Source organism: Streptococcus sp. 20925_1_77 (assembly GCF_041432125.1).
GTDB lineage: Bacteria > Bacillota > Bacilli > Lactobacillales > Streptococcaceae > Streptococcus.
In genome coordinates, this window is record NZ_JAPVZB010000001.1 from 123,190 (window position 1) to 140,507 (window position 17,318).

A 17,318-nucleotide genomic window follows, 5' to 3' on the forward strand; every position below is an offset into this window, starting at 1 on the left:
GTAATTATAACACAAAGAAGACTAAAATTCTCGTATTTTTCGCAGTTTTTACCGATAAATCGTTTTCATAACGAGATTCTTTAGTTCATCTTCCAATTCTTTGTTTTTCTGAACTGTATAGCCCTTCAATTGAAGAGTTTTTTTCTCATCTTCATAGCGTAATACCACAGGATATGGCCCTGGATATTTTTTCAAGATAGAAAGAATCGTTTGATCCTGACGATGATCGAGCAACTGAATCCAGAATTTCTCATTAGTAGCTAGTTGAGCCTCTGCTAGAATCATCTGTAAGCGCCCATCACGCTCCTGTACCTTCCCCGTCAAGTAATAAAAGCCACTTTCTTTTATCAAGGAGGAAAATCGATTGTAGGTTTCAGGGAAAAGGGTCACATCCAGTTTTTTCTTGGTATCACTGACTTGTAAGAAAGCCATGAGATCACCCGACTTGGTTCGAATCGTTCGAATGTTTTGTATCTCAATGAGAATGCGTGCCTGCTCTCCTTGAACTAATTGAGAAATTGGTTGGATCTCGTAGGGACTCATTTGCCCAATCGCAACCAATGGGTGAGTACTGAGCCCGACGCCAATAATGGCCTCTTCCTTCTCATATTTTTCAGCCTGGCTAAAGTCCTCCGTTTCTGTCCAGGAATAGTTAGAATCCGCAAACAAACTGCCTAGCTCATCAGCAAAGACAAACAAATTCGGCAAATTGTGAAGCACCTTGCGCCTATTTTTTTCAAAAATGTCAAACAATCCAAGCTCCACTAAAGGTGTTAACAAAGGCAATTTATGATACTGATTGGGTAGTCGTAAAATAAAATCTTCGACACTTTCAAAGGGACGATTGTCAATGATCCAATATGCTAAATCTCTTGGGAGTCCCTTGATATTTTTCATTCCCAAGTAGATTTTCCGATCCTGGAACTTATCTCTGTAAGGGATGGTGTTGATGGATAATGGCGCGACTTTAAAATCAAACTGGAGAGCATCTGTCAGATAATCGCTACTCGAATAATTGAGCATGACATCAAAGAAAACATCTGGATAATGGACCTTGAAATAGGCCATCTGAAAGGCCAAGGCAGAATAGGCATAGGCATGAGAACGGTTAAACCCATAGCCTGCGAATTTTTCCATGATCGCAAAGACCTCTTTGGCTTTTTCTTCCGTATGCCCAAGTTTAAGAGCACCTGCGACAAAATCGTCTTCCATCTTGTGCATTTCAGCCACATTTTTTTTGCCCATAGCCCGACGTAAGATATCGGCTTTCCCTAGGCTAAAACCTGCAAAACGCTGGGCAACCTGCATGACCTGCTCTTGGTAGAGCATGATCCCATATGTGGGCCGTAAGATTGCTTCAATAGCTGGATCTAAAATCTCAACTTTTTCTTGGCCGTGCTTTCTTTTGACGAAATTATCAATGTAATCACTAGCGCCTGGACGATTGAGAGAGGTGGTCGCTACCACTTCTTCGAAATGATTGGGTCTCACACGTCTCAAAAGGCGAATGGCTCCAGCCTGTTCAAATTGGAAAATCCCCTTGGTATCCCCAGCAGCAAATAAGGCCAAGGTTTCTTGATCTTCTAAATCAATGGCTTCAATCACGATCTCTTCTTGGTACTTTTCATAGACGGCTTCCTTCATTTTTTGAACAAAGGTTAAGTTTCGCAGACCCAAAAAGTCCATCTTCAATAGACCATTGGCTTCAACCGCATGAGCATCGTACTGGGTAACAAACATGTCTTCTCCATACTTGAGAGGAATGTGATCCGTCAAATCCTGGTCACTCATCACAACACCCGCCGCATGGATCGAGGTCTGTCTAGGTTGGCCCTCAATTCTTTTGGCAATTTCAAAGCCACGTTCAAATTCTGTTCGACTATGAATCACTTGTCGAAAAGCTAGATTCTGTTCATACGCTGTCGTCAGTGTATCCCTAAAGCCAATCCGCTTGGTAATGGAGGTTAATTCGTACTCTGGTACCCCAAAACGTTTAAAAACATCTCGAATGGCTTGTTTGGCCCCAAAGGTTGAAAAGGTCACGATCTGAGCCGCATGGTAACTCCCATAACGGTCTCTCACATAACGGATAAATTCTGGACGATAGATATCAGGAATATCAATATCAATATCCGGCATGGTATAGCGCTCCACATTTAAAAAGCGCTCAAACAGGAGGTTCTTCTCCACTGGATCAATCCCTGTAATCTCCAGGGCATAAGCTACCAGTGAGCCTACAGCAGACCCACGCCCCATTCCCATATAATATCCCTGACTTCGTCCGAAACGAAGAAGATCCCAGACAATCAAGAAATAATCATCAAAGCCCATTTGGTGAATAATGTCTAATTCATGCTCCAAACGTTCTTGATAGACCGGACTAGTCAAGTTCTTTCGAAGAAGACCGGCTTGGGCTAATTCTCTCAATTCCTCAACAGCTGGTTTCTGAGGATTGAAGCGAGGCAATTTCAACTGAGTATCAATGTCGTATTGAATCCCTTGGACAAGTTTTTCAAGATTTGTGATGGCTTGAGGAAATCGCTCAGCAAAATCATTCTGTAACTCCTGAGGAGTTTTTAGGACAGTTCTAGGATCAATTTGTCCTGTTTCTGTCAAGCTTTGATTGTCCTTGATGGCCGCGAGCATCTGCATGGCTTCCATATCTTCCGCCTCAAAAAAACGCACAGTATGAAGAGGAAGCACAGGGTGGCTAAACTCTTGGTCCGGCGTATCGGCAAAAACTCCGATGAAGTAATCTAGACCAAGCGGTATGTCTTCACTAGCAAAAGGCGCTGGGACAATGACCGCTACTCCTTCTGTAAGGTGCTTCACATCTTCCCAATTGTTTTTCCCCATCATTTTGACGGTCGACATCTTCATCAGATTCTGGTAGCCTTTCGTTGACAGGGCCATCATCCGAAACGGAATTGTTTCATTGTCTACTTTTAGTCCAATTTCTAAACCGACCAAGGGGCTGAGGTTGTGGGCCTGACAGGCTTCGATAAATTCATAAGCACCATACAAATTATCTACATCCATGATTCCCAATGCGCCATACCCCATGCTTTTAGCCACTTGGACATAGTCTTTTATGGTCACTAGGCTTTCCATAAAGGTATAGACTGATTTGGTATCTAGCTGTGTAATCACTTTTTCTCCTTTCTTCATTGTCTATTTTGGTGCCTCCTTTGGTAACTCCTTTTTGTACAAAAAAACACCACTGCTACACAATGATGTCTCAACAACGGAAGACATGGGATTCGAACCCACGCACGCTATTACACGCCTACCGCGTTTCCAACACGGCCTCTTAAGCCTCTTGAGTAATCTTCCAAAATTATATATGGAGCCGGTGGGAGTCGAACCCACGTCCAAACACCTGCCAGCATATTTGTCTACAACCATAGGTTATGTCTTAGTTTAACAGCTACACGACACATAACTCAAGCCCTGTACCTGCGAGTCTATCAATCTCTTATCTAACTTCTAGACAAAGTTAGATCGTATCTCGCTAAAATAAAGACCTGTCATCAAACACGAGCGATTCGAATCGGGTCACGCCTGCTGGTGTTTAGGCAGCTAAAGCGTAAGAATTATTATTTTTTGCAGTTATATTTAACTGGCGTTTTACATCCGCTAGATGAGTTGCAAAATATGCCTCATAATGCCTGTCGAATCCGTAACGACCCCAAAACGAATACAATTAGTATATCAAAATGTAGCTAAAAATGCAAAAGAAAAAAATTGAACAAGAAGGCTTCCACTGGAGAGCTCCTTGCTCAATTTACTGTTATTATTGAAGATTCAACTTGTACTTGCTGATGTAGTGAATGGTGAAGTACATAGAAACAATCTTAATGACTTCATAAATGAGACCTGGGATGAAGTTTGGTCCAAATTCATCAATATTTCCATAAACCAATGCATATCCGACAGCATATGAATCTTTTAATGGATTGACTGCTGTACCGATGATACTTAACACAATACACAAGAGAAAGAAAAACAGAATAGCCTTCAATCCACGACGATTTTGGAACAGTTGGCCAAGTGCGATTGATACATAAAATAGTAAGATTCCTGAAGCTGTGGTAAAAATCCACCAGATGATAATCCAATAAGCAATAGAATGACTAAAAGCCTCAGCGATAATACTAAATACAGGAGAGAGGTCTTGACCAATGACAGCGCCCATCACAATAATTGTGATAAAACCACTAAAAAATAGAAGGAATAGGCAGTAAAGACTCGCTACTAAAGCTCCCACAAATTTAGACAAAATGATCGCATGAGGGCTAGCTGGAAGGGTCCAGGTCAAGTAACCTTCACGTCCGTATAAGTTGGAATAGAAACGACGAATAATAATATAGTAGTTACTAAGATAAAGACCAATGACTCCTCCAAAAATGAGAATCCCAAGAGTCCCAGTTATGATTTGCATACTATTGGTTTCCATATCCACAAAACCGTTTGTAGCACTTCCACCAATAACACCTGTAATCACTGACAAACCTAGTGCGATCAGGGTGATCAATAAATACCACTTAGCTGTCGATTTAAATTCATATTTTAATAATTTACCAAACATAGGGTCCTCCTAATAAACACGGAATTGATCACGGAAGATCTCATCGATTGATTTTCCGTGTTGATTGCGCAAAACAGTCGTATTTTCATGCAAGAGGATTCTTCCTTGGTTGATGAAAATCGCTTCATCCAAAACTTGCTCAATATCCGCAATCAAGTGAGTAGAAATCAAGACAGAAGAGTTTGGACGTCGGTTTTGAATAATGGTCCGCAAAATATAATCACGCGCTGCTGGGTCGACCCCACCGATTGGTTCATCAAGGACATACAAGTCAGCTTCACGACTCATCACCAAAATCAATTGTACTTTTTCCTTGTTCCCTTTTGAAAGGCTGTTCAATTTTTGATTTGGATGCAAATGCAAATCGTTGAGCAATTGGTAAGCTCGTTGGACATTAAAATCTGAATAAAAATCTTGGAAATAGCTAATAGCATCACTAATTTTTATATTTTCACTCAGATAAGTCGTATCCGGCAAATAGGAAACAACTTTTTTAGAAGCTGGGGATGGTAATTGACCATGAATATAGATATTTCCAAGGCTTGGTTGCAACAAACCATTAATCAATTTAATGATGGTTGTTTTCCCGCTACCATTAGGCCCCAAAAGGCCAATAATACGGCCAGGTTGGATGTTCAAACTAACATCCATGAGAGCAACTTCATGCCCATAATTCTTTGTCACATGGTCCAAGTAGACCAAAGGATACTGATTCATGTAAATCTCCTTTATTTTCTATTTATGCTATTATACCTTGTCCTCTTGATGATTGCAACTTTATCTGAAAATTTGCTAAGAATTTGAAAATGGTTGTTCAAAAATACAGGTGTAAACAAATCAGAGGTTAGGGAAGCCCCAACCTCTGATTTGTTTTGATGAATAGAATTTTTAACTAATTCCAAGTGCAATCCGTGCATAGCGGCTCATTTTTTCTACCGTCCAAGCAGGATACCAGACCAACTTCACATCCACAGATGTCACTTCTTCTACTTCTGCTAAAACATCATGAATCTGATCTGTCAGAAGATCCGCTAATGGACATCCCATGGTCGTTAGCGTCATATCAATAATGGTCGCTCCAGTTTCACCATCAAAATGGATCTCGTAAACAAGACCTAAATTAACAATGTCAATCCCAAGCTCAGGATCGATTACCTCTTCCAAAGCATTTAAGATTTTATTTTTAATTTCTTCAATTTGCTCAGTTGTATATGCCATATGACACTTCCTTTTTTTGTTATGTTACTCTCGATAGAATTGCTTAGCTCGGGTTAAAAAGATCCACAGGATCTGGGTCGCTTCTTCATTTCTAGGCGACCGTTAAAAATGTCCCCCGGACCTAGGTCGCTTCTTCATTTCTAGGCGACCGTTAAAAATGTCCCCCGGACATTTTTAATCCTCAATAAAATCACGCAATGGTTTGCTTCTGCTTGGGTGGCGGAGTTTGCGGAGGGCTTTGGCTTCGATCTGACGGATCCGTTCACGGGTCACGTTGAAGACTTTACCCACATCTTCCAAGGTCCGCATTTTTCCATCATCCAAACCGAAGCGTAAACGAAGGACGTTTTCTTCCCGGTCTGTCAGGGTATCGAGGACTTCATCTAATTGTTCACGTAGAACCACACGAGTGGTGTAGTCTACTGGATTTTCAATCACTTCATCTTCGATGAAATCTCCCAAATGGCTATCGTCTTCTTCCCCGATTGGCGTTTCCAAAGAAACAGGCTCTTGGGCAATCTTCAAGATTTCACGCACCTTATCAGGCGTCATATCCATGCGTTCAGCGATTTGTTCAGGCGTTGGGTCTTGTCCCAATTCTTGCAAGAGATTGCGTTGTTCACGAACCAACTTGTTAATGGTTTCCACCATGTGAACAGGGATCCGAATGGTCCGTGCTTGGTCTGCAATGGCACGAGTGATAGCCTGACGAATCCACCAAGTCGCATAGGTAGAGAACTTGAACCCTTTGGTATAGTCAAACTTATCAACGGCCTTCATCAAGCCCATATTTCCTTCTTGGATCAAATCCAAAAATTGCATTCCACGACCAACGTAACGTTTCGCAATGGATACAACCAAACGAAGGTTGGCTTCTGCAAGACGTTGCTTAGCTTCCAAATCACCTTGTTCCACTAGGATAGCCAATTCTTGCTCTTCTTCATTGGTCAAAAGAGGAACAACCCCAATTTCTTTCAAGTACATCCGTACTGGGTCGTTGACCTTGGCAGAGTTGCTTCCAAGCAATTCCTCATCTGACAATTCTGGCTCTTCTTCATTGTTCAACACACGCGCACTTGGGTTACCATCTTTATCCGTGATCGAAATTCCTGCATCTTGAATGCGTTGCAAAAGATCTTCAATCCCATCTGCATCTAGTGTGAATGGAATAACCAACTTGTCATTAATTTCATCATCTGTTGCAGTTCCACTTTTCTTGTGGCTGCGAATAAACTCTGCAATTTGAACGTCCAATGTTGTAATATCTTTTTGTTCTTTAGCCATTCCTACTCCATTCTTCTTTTTTGAGCGATCAAACGCTCGAGTTCCAATAAAGCTTTTTCCGCATCCCCTGTCGAGGAAGCTTCCTTCACTTTATTTCCAATTTGTTGACTTTCTTTGCGAAGAAGCTCACGATTTCGCGTTTCTTCCACTTCTTCTAATTCACCATCCACTATCTCTTCTGGCAAATCTTCTTCTAACATCCGGTACCAGGCATGCTGGACCCCTTCAGGTTGCTCGGACAAATCCTGAGATGTGACTTCTCCATTCTGACAGAGTAATTGGTACAAGATCTGTAACTCCGGTGTGTCGAAGACAAAATCAGGTCGCAAACGGTAATCATTGAGCACCATTGGAAAATCTTTCATCCTACTTAATAAATGATTTTCCGCCTTGATCAAGCGCGTCATCCCACGATTAGGCAGGAAATCTACTGAAAAATTCGACGTTCTTGATCGTCCGCCACTTTGATCCTCCTGCCGTTGATGCAAGCGACTATTATTGACAATCTGCTCAATCTGCAAATAATCAAAGTCTGGCAATAAATCTGCCAACTTATAAATATAGGTGTTTTGCGCTGTGATAGAGCGCGTCTGGGCGATCATCGGTGCCAGCTTCTCGACAAACTCAATCTGTGCCTGCAAGTTCTCAATATACTGGGGTTTCCAGTAGTGCATCAAGAATTCAACCTTACTGATCCGCGAATTCTTCAAGAGGGAAGCTAGATCTTCTGGGGAGGTTTTTTTGAGGTACTCATCGGGATCCATCTGATCAGGGATACGGACGATCTCCAACTCCAGATCCTGCAAGACATCCAAGGCCTTAGCGGTTGCTTCAAGTCCCGCCTTATCCCCATCATAGGTCAGAATGACCTTTTTGGTAAAATGAGACAGGTGCTGGACGTGCTCTGGTGTCAAGGCTGTCCCCATAGAGGCGACTGCATTTTCAATCCCAGCTCGATAAGCCGCAATGACATCCATAAAGCCTTCCATGATATACATTTCATGTTGCTTTTTGGCGCTCGTCTTAGCTTGATCCAAATGATAAAGTTCATAACTCTTATTAAATAGACGGGTACTTCGACTATTCTTGTACTTGGCTTGATGACTGCCATCATCCGTTAGTTTCCACAGTCTACCAGAAAAAGCAATGACACGTCCACTATCATCCGTCAAAGGAAACATAATCCGATCCTGAAAGGCATCAAAAACTGTTCCAGCATCTGAGATTGTGAATAACCCCGAATCGGTAATCACTTTCTCAGAGAACTTCTCAGAGAGATTTCGATAGAGATAATTCCCTTCTGCTGGGGCTAAGCCCAATTGAAAATGTCGGATGACCTCATCCGTCAATCCACGTTCATGCAGATAATTTCGCGCTTCTTCTCCCATCTTTGTCGTCATCAGAATCGCCTGGTAGAACTTACTGGCTTCCTGATGAATCTCATAAAGTTCTTGGTTGGGATTGATAGACGTTGGTTGAGCCGGCCTTGCTTGGTACTGAAGCGCAATACCCGCTTTTTCTGCTACGATCTGGACCGCATCCATAAAAGCGACTCCACGGTATTCCTCAATAAACTTAAAGACATCTCCCGAGCGACCACATCCGAAACAATGGTAAAACTGCTTGTCTTCAACGACATTAAAAGAAGGAGTCTTTTCACCATGAAAAGGACAGAGCCCTAAAAAATTACGGCCAGCCTTGGTCAAAGAAACAACTTCTCCAATAACTTCAACAATGTTTACACTGTTTTTAATTTCTGCAATTAGCTCTTTATCAACCATAAACAGTGCCTCCATTTTACCATAGATTATCACTTTATATTTTATACTAAAAGTTAGTAAAAGTAAATTTTTTCCTACCGATTTCACACATAAAAGAAAAGATTTTCAACCTTTATCACTAATTTTAAAAAATGAGGCATATTCCTTGTCAGTCGAATATTTTTCCGTTATACTATCATAGTAAAAAATTATTATGAAAGGACATATTTAGGATATGTTAAAAGATTTGAAAGCTTTTCTCCTTCGTGGGAATATTGTTGACCTTGCTGTAGCAGTCGTTATCGGAGCTGCATTTGGAGCTATCGTAACATCACTTGTTAACGATATCATCACTCCACTTATTTTGAAACCAGCTATGAAAGCTGCTGGTGTTGATAAGATTGCTAATTTGTCATGGAACGGTGTTGCATACGGTAGCTTCTTGAGCGCTGTGATCAACTTCCTTGTTGTTGGTACTGTTCTTTTCTTCGTAGTGAAAGCTGCTGAAAAAGCTCAAAACCTTGGTAAAAAAGAAGAAGCTGTCGAAGAAGAAGCTCCTGCTCCTACTCAAGAAGAGTTGCTTACTGAAATCCGCGACTTGCTTGCAAACAAATAATCAGATAAAAAGATCCGATCTTCTAGCTAGAAGATCGGTTTTTTTGTCTTTAACGGATGAAAAAAACAAAAAACAGACCGAAGTCTGTTCTTGTATTCAATTAGAATTTTTTACGTTTACGAGCTGCTTCTGATTTACGTTTACGTTTTACAGAAGGTTTTTCATAGAATTCACGTTTGCGTGTTTCTTGAAGAGTACCAGCTTTAGTAACCGCACGTTTGAAACGACGAAGAGCATCGTCAAGAGATTCATTCTTACGTACTACTGTTTTTGACATATTTTTCACTCCCTTCAAGCCTAAAATCTTAATCATTTTATCACACTTTAAGGACGCTGTCAAGATCTTTTGAAACTTTTCTAGCCCTCCTAGCCTTCATGTCATTTCTTTTTCCAACTTTTTCATTCTTCCCATTTTATGATACAATGGAAACAAAGAAAACCCTGAAGGAGATACTATGTCAGAAATTTATGATATTACAATTGTTGGGGGCGGACCAGTTGGTCTGTTTGCTGCTTTTTATGGCAATATGCGCCAAGTAAAAGTCAAACTGATTGATTCCTTACCTCAACTGGGAGGGCAACCAGCTATTCTCTATCCAGAAAAGAGTATCCTCGATGTACCTGGCTTTACCAATTTGACTGGTGAAGAATTGAGCAACCGCTTGATCGAGCAAGTCAAACGGTTTGATACACCGATCTTTCTCAATGAAACTGTAGAGGATATTCGAAAAGAAGGCGACCTCTTCACCATCACTACTTCTCGCCAAGTGCATCAGTCTAAAGCAGTCATTATAGCCATGGGCGGTGGTGCCTTTAAGCCACGCGCCCTTGACATTGAGGGAGCTGAAGACTTTGATAACGTCCACTATCATGTTTCGAACATCCAACAATATGAAGGACAGCAGGTGACCGTCCTTGGTGGTGGAGACTCTGCTGTAGACTGGGCTCTTGCTTTTGACAAGATTGCTCCAACTACGATCATTCACCGTCGGGACAACTTCCGTGCTTTAGAACATAGTGTAGAAGAACTCAAACAATCTTCTGTTAGCATCAAAACACCATTTATTCCTAGTCGTTTGATTGGGGAAAATGGTCATGCCACTCATCTTGAAATCACAAAAGTTAAAACCGATGAAAACGAACTCATTCCGATTGATCACTTATTTGTCAACTATGGCTTTAAATCTTCAATCGGAAACTTGAAAAAATGGGGTGTAGAATTGCAACGCCATAAAATCAAGGTCAACCAAAAACAAGAAACCAGCCTTCCTGGAATTTATGCTTGTGGAGACTGCTGCTTCTATGAAGGAAAGATCGATCTCATTGCTACAGGTCTGGGAGAAGCCCCAACAGCTGTAAACAATGCCATCAACTACATCTATCCAGATAAGAAAGTCCAACCAACACACTCAACCAGTTTATAATAAAAAAGGCCTTTGGCCTTTTTTATTTGTCTAAATCGTCTGCGATCTTATTGATCTTACGCAAGCGGTGATTGACGCCGCTTTTTGAAATAGGCTTTTGCAAACTATCAGCGATCTGCTGGATAGAATAATCTGGATGGTTCATTCGAATGTAGGCAACTTCTTGCAAGTCACTTGGTAAACTCCCTAGACCGACTGTATCCACAATTTTACTGATATTATTGATGGTTTTCATACTAGCTGTGACCGTGCGTTGGATATTGGCCATCTCGGCATTATTGGCCCGATTGAGGTCATTGCGCGTCTCTCTCATGACCTTGATGGACTCAAATTCCTGCATGGCTTGCATGGCCTCTACGACAATTAGAAAATCAATAATATCTTCCGCTCGTTGCAAATAGGTTACCACTCCTTTTTTACGCTCGATGGTTTTCGCATCTAGTAAAAATCCTTGCATGAGAAGGGCAATTCCTTCCGCGTGGTCTGTATAAACAGAATGAATTTCCAGCTGGTACTTCCCTTTTTCAGGATCCTTGATGGAACCACTGGACAGAAAGGCCCCTCGAAGATAAGCACGACTAGCTGCTTCATCTTCTAAAACACTAGCATCAATACCTGTTTCAATCCCAAAGAAGGCATCTGCCAAATGTAAGTCAGCTAGAATTTCTTCTACCTTTTCATCCAAGAATACTGTGTAGACACGATTCTTTTTCAAATTGGTTTTTTGATGGTGGCGAATATCTGATTTGGTCTCATAAAAATGATGCAATAATTCATAGATATGGCGAGCAATCTTGGCATTTTCTGTTGTCACCGAGAGCGTCAAGCCACCCATTGATATGCCGAGGCTCCCAGACATCTTGATAATAGCAGCTAATTCACTCTTTTCAAATCGCTTGAGAGACAATAATTCTTCTTTGACACGAACCGTAAAACTCATTTTCTCACCTGCACGATCTGCATCAGCTCTTCGACCACTTTTTCACCATCATGAAAAGCTCCCCCGTTGACCAGCTTTAAGAAATCGGAAGAAATCACTTGAGGAACTTGCGAGTGCAACCCCTTAAAATCGTGCTCTACCTGGACCAAGTATTCATCAAATTTATTGCTGTTCATATAAGCTGCGGGAACCTGATTGATATTGACAAGGACGGTATCGATGAACTTCTCTCCTAAATGTTTGTGGAGAACGGCAACGTGGTCACTGTCTGTGAAGTGTTCTGTCTCCCCTCTTTGGGTCATGATATTGCAAACATAGGCCACCTGAGCCTTGGTTTCAAGGATGGCTTTCCCAATCTCATCGATCATCAAATTAGGAAGGATCGAGGTAAAGAGCGAACCAGGACCCAAGACGACCATGTCACTTTCAAGAATCGCTTCCACCACTTTCTTACTAGCCTTTGGACGCTCTTGATCAAAGGTATTGGTCACATAAACATGATCAATCATGCCGGTATAGTTAGCAATGTGGCTTTCTCCTACTATTTCTTTTCCATCTTGAAAGACAGCATGAAGGGTCAAGGGACTATCACTGGAAGGATAGATCTTGCCGGTTGTATGAAAGAACTTGGTTAACAACTGCATGGCATTATAGGTCGAGCCTTGCATCTCTGAAATCCCTGCAATGATCAAGTTTCCCAAAGGGTGCCCAGCCAAAGGCCCATCATCGTCCGCAAAGCGGTATTGAAAGACTTTCTCATAAAAACGAGGCATATCTGACATAGCAACCAAGACATTTCGAAGATCCCCAGGTGGTGTCAATTTTTGGATGTTCTTCCGCAATTCACCTGAGCTACCGCCATCATCTGCAACAGTTACAATGGCAGTGATCTCGACCGGTTTCTTTCTTAGACTATCGAGAATAACAGAAATCCCTGTCCCTCCTCCAATAACGGTTACTTTAGGTTTTCTCATGAGCGATTCACCGTTTCTTTCCGTCTGTCCTTGTCTCTATGACTGCAATTGACCTGCCAATTTTTTTCTAAATCATGCGCCAAGCGCTCTGCAAAAGCTACTGAACGGTGTTGACCTCCAGTACAGCCCATGGCGATGGTGAGAACGGATTTACCCTCCCGTTTATAAGACGGTAAAATAGGAACGATTAAGTCATGGAGATGACGGTAAAAGTCCTCTGATTCAGGGTGATCCATGACATAATCATAGACAGCTGGATCTTGACCGGTTAAATTCCGAAGTTCCAATTTATAGTAGGGATTTGGAAGAAAACGCACGTCAAAGACGAGGTCAGCATCGATCGGAAGGCCGTATTTGAAACCAAATGACATGACCTCAACCCGAAAATCTGGCTGATTATCTTGACTGGCAAATTGCTCTGCAATCGTTTTTCTCAGATTACGGGGCGTCAACTCAGTCGTGTCCACCACATTTTGACTGATATTTTTTAAAGGAGACAAGAGCTCGCGCTCTAGGGTAATCCCATCTAAAACACGGCCATCTGCTGCTAGTGGGTGGCTACGACGTGTTTCCTTGTATCGTGCTACCAACTCACTGTCAGTGGCATCCAAGAACAGAACCTTGAAATCGAGGTCTTCTTGGTTGTCCAATTCATCCAAAATGGTGCGAATTTCATTGAAAAAAGAACGGCTCCGCATGTCCACAACAACGGCTAATTTATTGTTATCTGGGCTAAGGCGCATGAGTTCAATAAATTTCAGCAAGAGCGCCGGTGGCATATTATCGATGGTAAAGTAGCCCAAATCCTCAAACGATTGGATAGCGACGGTCTTGCCAGCACCGCTCATCCCTGTTACCATGACTAGTTGAATCTTACTTTCTGTCATTTTCTCCTCCCAAAATAAAACAGAGTGGCCTACAGTTTCCTGCTTTCCACTCTGTCTTTTTGTCTTTGAATGGTTATTAGGCCTTGATTTCCGCAATAACTTCAATTTCAACCTTCACATCACGTGGCAGGCGTGCTACTTCAACAGCAGATCGAGCTGGAAACTCTGTGGTAAAGACTGTTTTATAGACCTCATTAAAAGGTACAAAGTCATTCATATCACTTAAGAAACAAGTGGTTTTCACCACGTGGTCGAAGTCTGTCCCAGCCTCTTCCAAAATAGCCCCAATATTCTTTAAGACTTGCTCTGTTTGTTCTTGGATGGTTTCGCCAATGATTTCTCCTGTTTCAGGTGACAAGGGAACTTGTCCGCTTGCAAAGAGAAGATTGCCTACGATTTTCCCTTGAACATAAGGTCCAATTGCTGCAGGTGCTTTATCTGTATGAATTGTTTTTGCCATAGTATTCTCCAAGTCTATTTACTTCTGCTGGTTTTCTTTTGCTAATTTTTCCCTTTGTAGGCGCAACTTGCGCTTAGGATTTAGCGTATTAAAGAGTTCTTCTAATTTTTCAGCATTCCAAACATCAGCTGCTGAAACAAAATTTCCATTTTCATCTCGAAAAGATATTGGTTTATCTCCCACTGAAAAAGCCTCATTTCTTATTTGGAATCCTTGATCCGCTCAGGACCACCCTTAATCTACAAACTCAAATTCGAATTTACCGATCCGGACGATATCGCCATCTTTTGCTCCACGTGCACGGAGAGCTTCATCAACACCCATTCCACGCAATTGACGAGCAAATTTCATGACCGCTTCATCTCGATCGAAATTTGTCATATTAAAGAGTTTTTCAAGTTTTTCACCAGACAAGACCCAAGCGGCATCGTCATCACGACTGATGTCAAAGGCTGTCTGGTCTTCATCAAAGCCATAGTAAACTTCTTCTTGGGCCATTTCGTCTTCTGAATACAAGAGGAATTCTGGCGTTTTGTCTAACAATTCTGCCGTTGCTTCTAACAAGTTGTCCAAACCTTGATGCGCCAAACTAGAGATCGGGAAGATCTGTGGCAGTTCATCAAACTCATCGTAATTGGCTGCCAATTTCTTCTTGAACTCTTTCAAGTTTTCTTGACTCTCTGGCATATCCATCTTATTTGCCACGATAATCTGAGGTCGCTCCATCAAACGAAGATTGTAGGTTTCAAGCTCTTTATTGATTTGAACATAATCTTCGTAAGGATCGCGTCCTTCACTGGCTGACATATCAATAACATGCAAGATAACTCGAGTGCGCTCGATGTGACGAAGGAACTGGGTTCCTAGTCCAACACCTTGGCTAGCCCCTTCAATCAATCCAGGAAGGTCTGCTACGGCAAAGGATTCTCCAGACGGAGTCCGAACCATTCCCAAATTTGGAACGATGGTTGTGAAATGATAAGCCCCAATTTTTGGTTTGGCTGAAGTGATGACACTGAGAAGGGTCGATTTCCCAACAGAAGGGAAGCCAACCAAACCAACATCTGCCAAGACCTTCAGTTCTAACTCTAATTCACGTTCCTGACCAGGCTCTCCATTTTCAGAAATCTCTGGTGCTGGATTTTTAGGAGTGGCAAAACGAATATTTCCGCGACCTCCTCGGCCTCCGTGCGCTACAATATACTCTTGTCCATTTTCAACCAAGTCGGTAATGACCTTGCCAGTCTCAGCATCTCGGACGGTCGTTCCTTGGGGAACTCGTACATAGAGATCTTCTGCTCCCCGTCCGTGCATCCCTTTGGTCATTCCTTTTTCCCCATTTTGGGCTTTGAAATGCCGATTATAACGGAAGTCCATCAAGGTGCGCAAGCCTTCGTCTACTACGAAGATGACATTGCCACCACGACCTCCATCACCACCCCAAGGTCCGCCATTAGGGACATATTTTTCACGGCGAAAGGCCACCATGCCATCGCCGCCATTTCCAGCCTTGACCTTAATCTTGGCTGTATCTAAAAACATACTCATAAATAGATGATTTCCTTTATTTCTGCGTGCGTCTTAATAAGAAAGAGCACCAATTGCGGTTGCAAAGATTGCACCAACCGTTACAATCAACATAATCACAATAACCACCATCGTGATCATTTCAAATGGTGTTTTTTTACGTTTTCCGTTATCTCCAAAAGCCACTGCTAATACCTCGATTACTATAAATTCATTAGCCCTATTTTACCACGAAATAGGGGATTTTTCAAATCGAGCCTACACAAAAAGACCAGACAAACGTCTGATCTTTTATGGATAGATTTAGGAATCTTTTCTTACTCGTAAAATACTAACAGAAAGAACCGCCAGTAAGACACCCATGACAAGAACAACCGGTGTCATCTTCTCACCTGTACTTGGAAGAACTTTTTTCTTACCAGGTTTTGGTGCTTCTTCTTCTTTGACAGAAGTTGATGATGAGCTTGATGAAGTACTAGAACTTGATGAAGACGATGAACTTGATGAAGAGCTAGAACTTGATGAAGAGCTAGAACTTGATGAAGAGCTAGAACTTGATGAAGACGATGAACTTGATGAAGACGATGAACTTGATGAGGATGTTGTGCTAGGTGTCGGTGGCGTTTGGTCTTTCTCACCCAATCCTTCGCCAGATCCTGATTCTAATCTCACTTCGCGGGTTAAGCTACGAGGTGCTGGGAAATTGGTTGCTGTCCATGTTAACGCGTTATGAACAAGATCACCTACTTTTGTACCAGGAGCTACTTTGGTCGAATATTCGATATACATTGGCCAGTTGTAGTTATCTCCAAAATTAATGGTAAAGCCAGTAATTTTGCCATCTGCATTCTTTTCAAAAACCGCTTTTTTAGTAAAGTTATCAAGAACTGGAAGATTTAAAATCTGCGCTTCGTTCTTGATGCCACCTGGTACAGGATTATATCGAACAGCACGCAAGCTACCTTCAACTAGAGTTAAACCATCTCCAAATTTGTCTTTAATGACCATTCCACGGAGGATATCTTGACGAGCATTTAAGAGAATACGCCATTTGACAATGGTCGGATCAGACTTATCTTGGTAGCCATATTTCATCTCATAGTCTCCAGCTTCCCCATCTGTTTTTTCATAATTCAATGAAAAATCCGTATTTCCAAGTTTAAATTGGATTGGGGATGTTTTAGTGACCACTTCGGAATCTACTTTTACATCAAAATGCAAGGCAACTCGTTTATTGAGTGGATGAGATACGAAATAATCATTAAAGGTAACGGTCACTGTTTTCTTACCTGTATCAACGACAGCTTTCCCCACAGTTTGACCATTGGATTGGCCTTCCTCAAGAACATTGAATTCCAATGCTGTGTAGAGGGTTAATTCTTTTGGTAAGCTAAGTGTTAAGGTATCACCAGCTTGAATGGCTTGCGAATCAGGGAAGGTCAAAGAAATACTTGCTGACAATTTTTCATTTGTCAACACCTTGCTGCCATTCGTTAAAGGATTGCCATCTTTCGTTAAGCTTGCTGTCTGTGTATAAGACGAGACTTCTGCGGCCTGAATGGTTTTAGTCAAACCAGCTGTGAATAGAATCGTTAGCACTAAGACAAGTGCCCATACAATTTGACGAACCTGTTTCATAT

At 41.8% G+C, this 17,318-nt stretch carries 17 protein-coding genes, 1 tRNA gene and 1 other RNA gene; 2 read left to right on the forward strand and 17 right to left on the reverse strand.

Features of this window, described 5'->3' with window-relative positions; all coding sequences use genetic code 11:
* Nucleotides 1-48 precede the first annotated feature (48 nt).
* From O3626_RS00635 to dnaG, 8 genes are all read right to left on the reverse strand, one after another.
* Nucleotides 49-3,150 carry a DNA polymerase III subunit alpha gene (locus O3626_RS00635; RefSeq protein ID WP_371494769.1) on the reverse strand — a complete coding sequence of 1,034 codons (3,102 nt, stop codon included), beginning with the start codon at nucleotides 3,148-3,150 and terminating at the stop codon, nucleotides 49-51.
* 95 nt (nucleotides 3,151-3,245) lie between these two features.
* A tRNA-Ser gene (locus tag O3626_RS00640) sits at nucleotides 3,246-3,333 on the reverse strand.
* 8 nt (nucleotides 3,334-3,341) lie between these two features.
* Nucleotides 3,342-3,690: a transfer-messenger RNA gene (gene ssrA / locus O3626_RS00645) on the reverse strand.
* 103 nt (nucleotides 3,691-3,793) lie between these two features.
* A complete protein-coding gene (locus tag O3626_RS00650) occupies nucleotides 3,794-4,588 on the reverse strand; it encodes a hypothetical protein (RefSeq protein WP_049496668.1) in 795 nt (264 codons plus the stop codon).
* Nucleotides 4,589-4,597: 9 nt separating this feature from the next.
* Nucleotides 4,598-5,305: an ABC transporter ATP-binding protein gene (locus O3626_RS00655; RefSeq protein WP_021152925.1), complete on the reverse strand. Its 708-nt coding sequence runs from the start codon at nucleotides 5,303-5,305 to the stop codon at nucleotides 4,598-4,600.
* Nucleotides 5,306-5,476: 171 nt separating this feature from the next.
* Nucleotides 5,477-5,806, reverse strand: a complete 330-nt coding sequence (locus tag O3626_RS00660) for a metal-sulfur cluster assembly factor (RefSeq protein ID WP_004220168.1) — start codon at nucleotides 5,804-5,806, stop codon at nucleotides 5,477-5,479.
* A 174-nt stretch (nucleotides 5,807-5,980) separates the two neighbouring features.
* Complete coding sequence (rpoD, locus tag O3626_RS00665; protein ID WP_021152924.1) at nucleotides 5,981-7,090, reverse strand: RNA polymerase sigma factor RpoD; 1,110 nt, start codon at nucleotides 7,088-7,090, stop codon at nucleotides 5,981-5,983.
* Between the two features lie 2 nt (nucleotides 7,091-7,092).
* Entirely contained in the window at nucleotides 7,093-8,871 is a 1,779-nt protein-coding gene (gene dnaG, locus O3626_RS00670; protein ID WP_371494605.1) for a DNA primase, read from the reverse strand.
* A gap of 214 nt (nucleotides 8,872-9,085) precedes the next feature.
* Here dnaG and mscL point away from each other — a divergent pair, with 214 nt between their 5' ends.
* Nucleotides 9,086-9,466 carry a large conductance mechanosensitive channel protein MscL gene (gene mscL / locus O3626_RS00675; protein WP_021152922.1) on the forward strand — a complete coding sequence of 127 codons (381 nt, stop codon included), beginning with the start codon at nucleotides 9,086-9,088 and terminating at the stop codon, nucleotides 9,464-9,466.
* A 100-nt stretch (nucleotides 9,467-9,566) separates the two neighbouring features.
* On the opposite strand, the gene rpsU is transcribed toward mscL, so the two are convergent.
* Entirely contained in the window at nucleotides 9,567-9,743 is a 177-nt protein-coding gene (gene rpsU / locus O3626_RS00680; RefSeq protein ID WP_000048054.1) for a 30S ribosomal protein S21, read from the reverse strand.
* A 178-nt stretch (nucleotides 9,744-9,921) separates the two neighbouring features.
* On the opposite strand from rpsU, the gene O3626_RS00685 reads away from it, so the two are divergent.
* Nucleotides 9,922-10,890 carry an NAD(P)/FAD-dependent oxidoreductase gene (locus O3626_RS00685; RefSeq protein WP_049483888.1) on the forward strand — a complete coding sequence of 323 codons (969 nt, stop codon included), beginning with the start codon at nucleotides 9,922-9,924 and terminating at the stop codon, nucleotides 10,888-10,890.
* Between the two features lie 22 nt (nucleotides 10,891-10,912).
* On the opposite strand, the gene whiA is transcribed toward O3626_RS00685, so the two are convergent.
* The 8 genes from whiA to O3626_RS00725 form a co-directional block, all read right to left on the reverse strand.
* Nucleotides 10,913-11,830: a DNA-binding protein WhiA gene (gene whiA / locus O3626_RS00690; protein WP_371494608.1), complete on the reverse strand. Its 918-nt coding sequence runs from the start codon at nucleotides 11,828-11,830 to the stop codon at nucleotides 10,913-10,915.
* Nucleotides 11,827-12,804 (reverse strand): YvcK family protein, encoded by a 978-nt coding sequence (locus O3626_RS00695; protein WP_070673851.1) that lies wholly within the window; start codon nucleotides 12,802-12,804, stop codon nucleotides 11,827-11,829. Before O3626_RS00695 ends, whiA begins: the two co-directional genes overlap by 4 nt.
* On the reverse strand, nucleotides 12,801-13,691 hold the full coding sequence (gene rapZ / locus O3626_RS00700) for an RNase adapter RapZ (protein ID WP_155167838.1): 891 nt from the start codon (nucleotides 13,689-13,691) through the stop codon (nucleotides 12,801-12,803). Before rapZ ends, O3626_RS00695 begins: the two co-directional genes overlap by 4 nt.
* Nucleotides 13,692-13,767: 76 nt before the next feature.
* Complete coding sequence (locus O3626_RS00705; protein ID WP_003006514.1) at nucleotides 13,768-14,151, reverse strand: RidA family protein; 384 nt, start codon at nucleotides 14,149-14,151, stop codon at nucleotides 13,768-13,770.
* An 18-nt stretch (nucleotides 14,152-14,169) separates the two neighbouring features.
* Entirely contained in the window at nucleotides 14,170-14,334 is a 165-nt protein-coding gene (locus O3626_RS00710; protein ID WP_003006512.1) for a hypothetical protein, read from the reverse strand.
* Nucleotides 14,335-14,385: 51 nt separating this feature from the next.
* On the reverse strand, nucleotides 14,386-15,699 hold the full coding sequence (obgE, locus tag O3626_RS00715; protein WP_371494610.1) for a GTPase ObgE: 1,314 nt from the start codon (nucleotides 15,697-15,699) through the stop codon (nucleotides 14,386-14,388).
* A 33-nt stretch (nucleotides 15,700-15,732) separates the two neighbouring features.
* Complete coding sequence (locus O3626_RS00720) at nucleotides 15,733-15,864, reverse strand: DUF4044 domain-containing protein (RefSeq protein WP_003011566.1); 132 nt, start codon at nucleotides 15,862-15,864, stop codon at nucleotides 15,733-15,735.
* A 117-nt stretch (nucleotides 15,865-15,981) separates the two neighbouring features.
* Nucleotides 15,982-17,316, reverse strand: a complete 1,335-nt coding sequence (locus O3626_RS00725; protein ID WP_371494612.1) for an Ig-like domain-containing protein — start codon at nucleotides 17,314-17,316, stop codon at nucleotides 15,982-15,984.
* Nucleotides 17,317-17,318 lie beyond the last annotated feature (2 nt).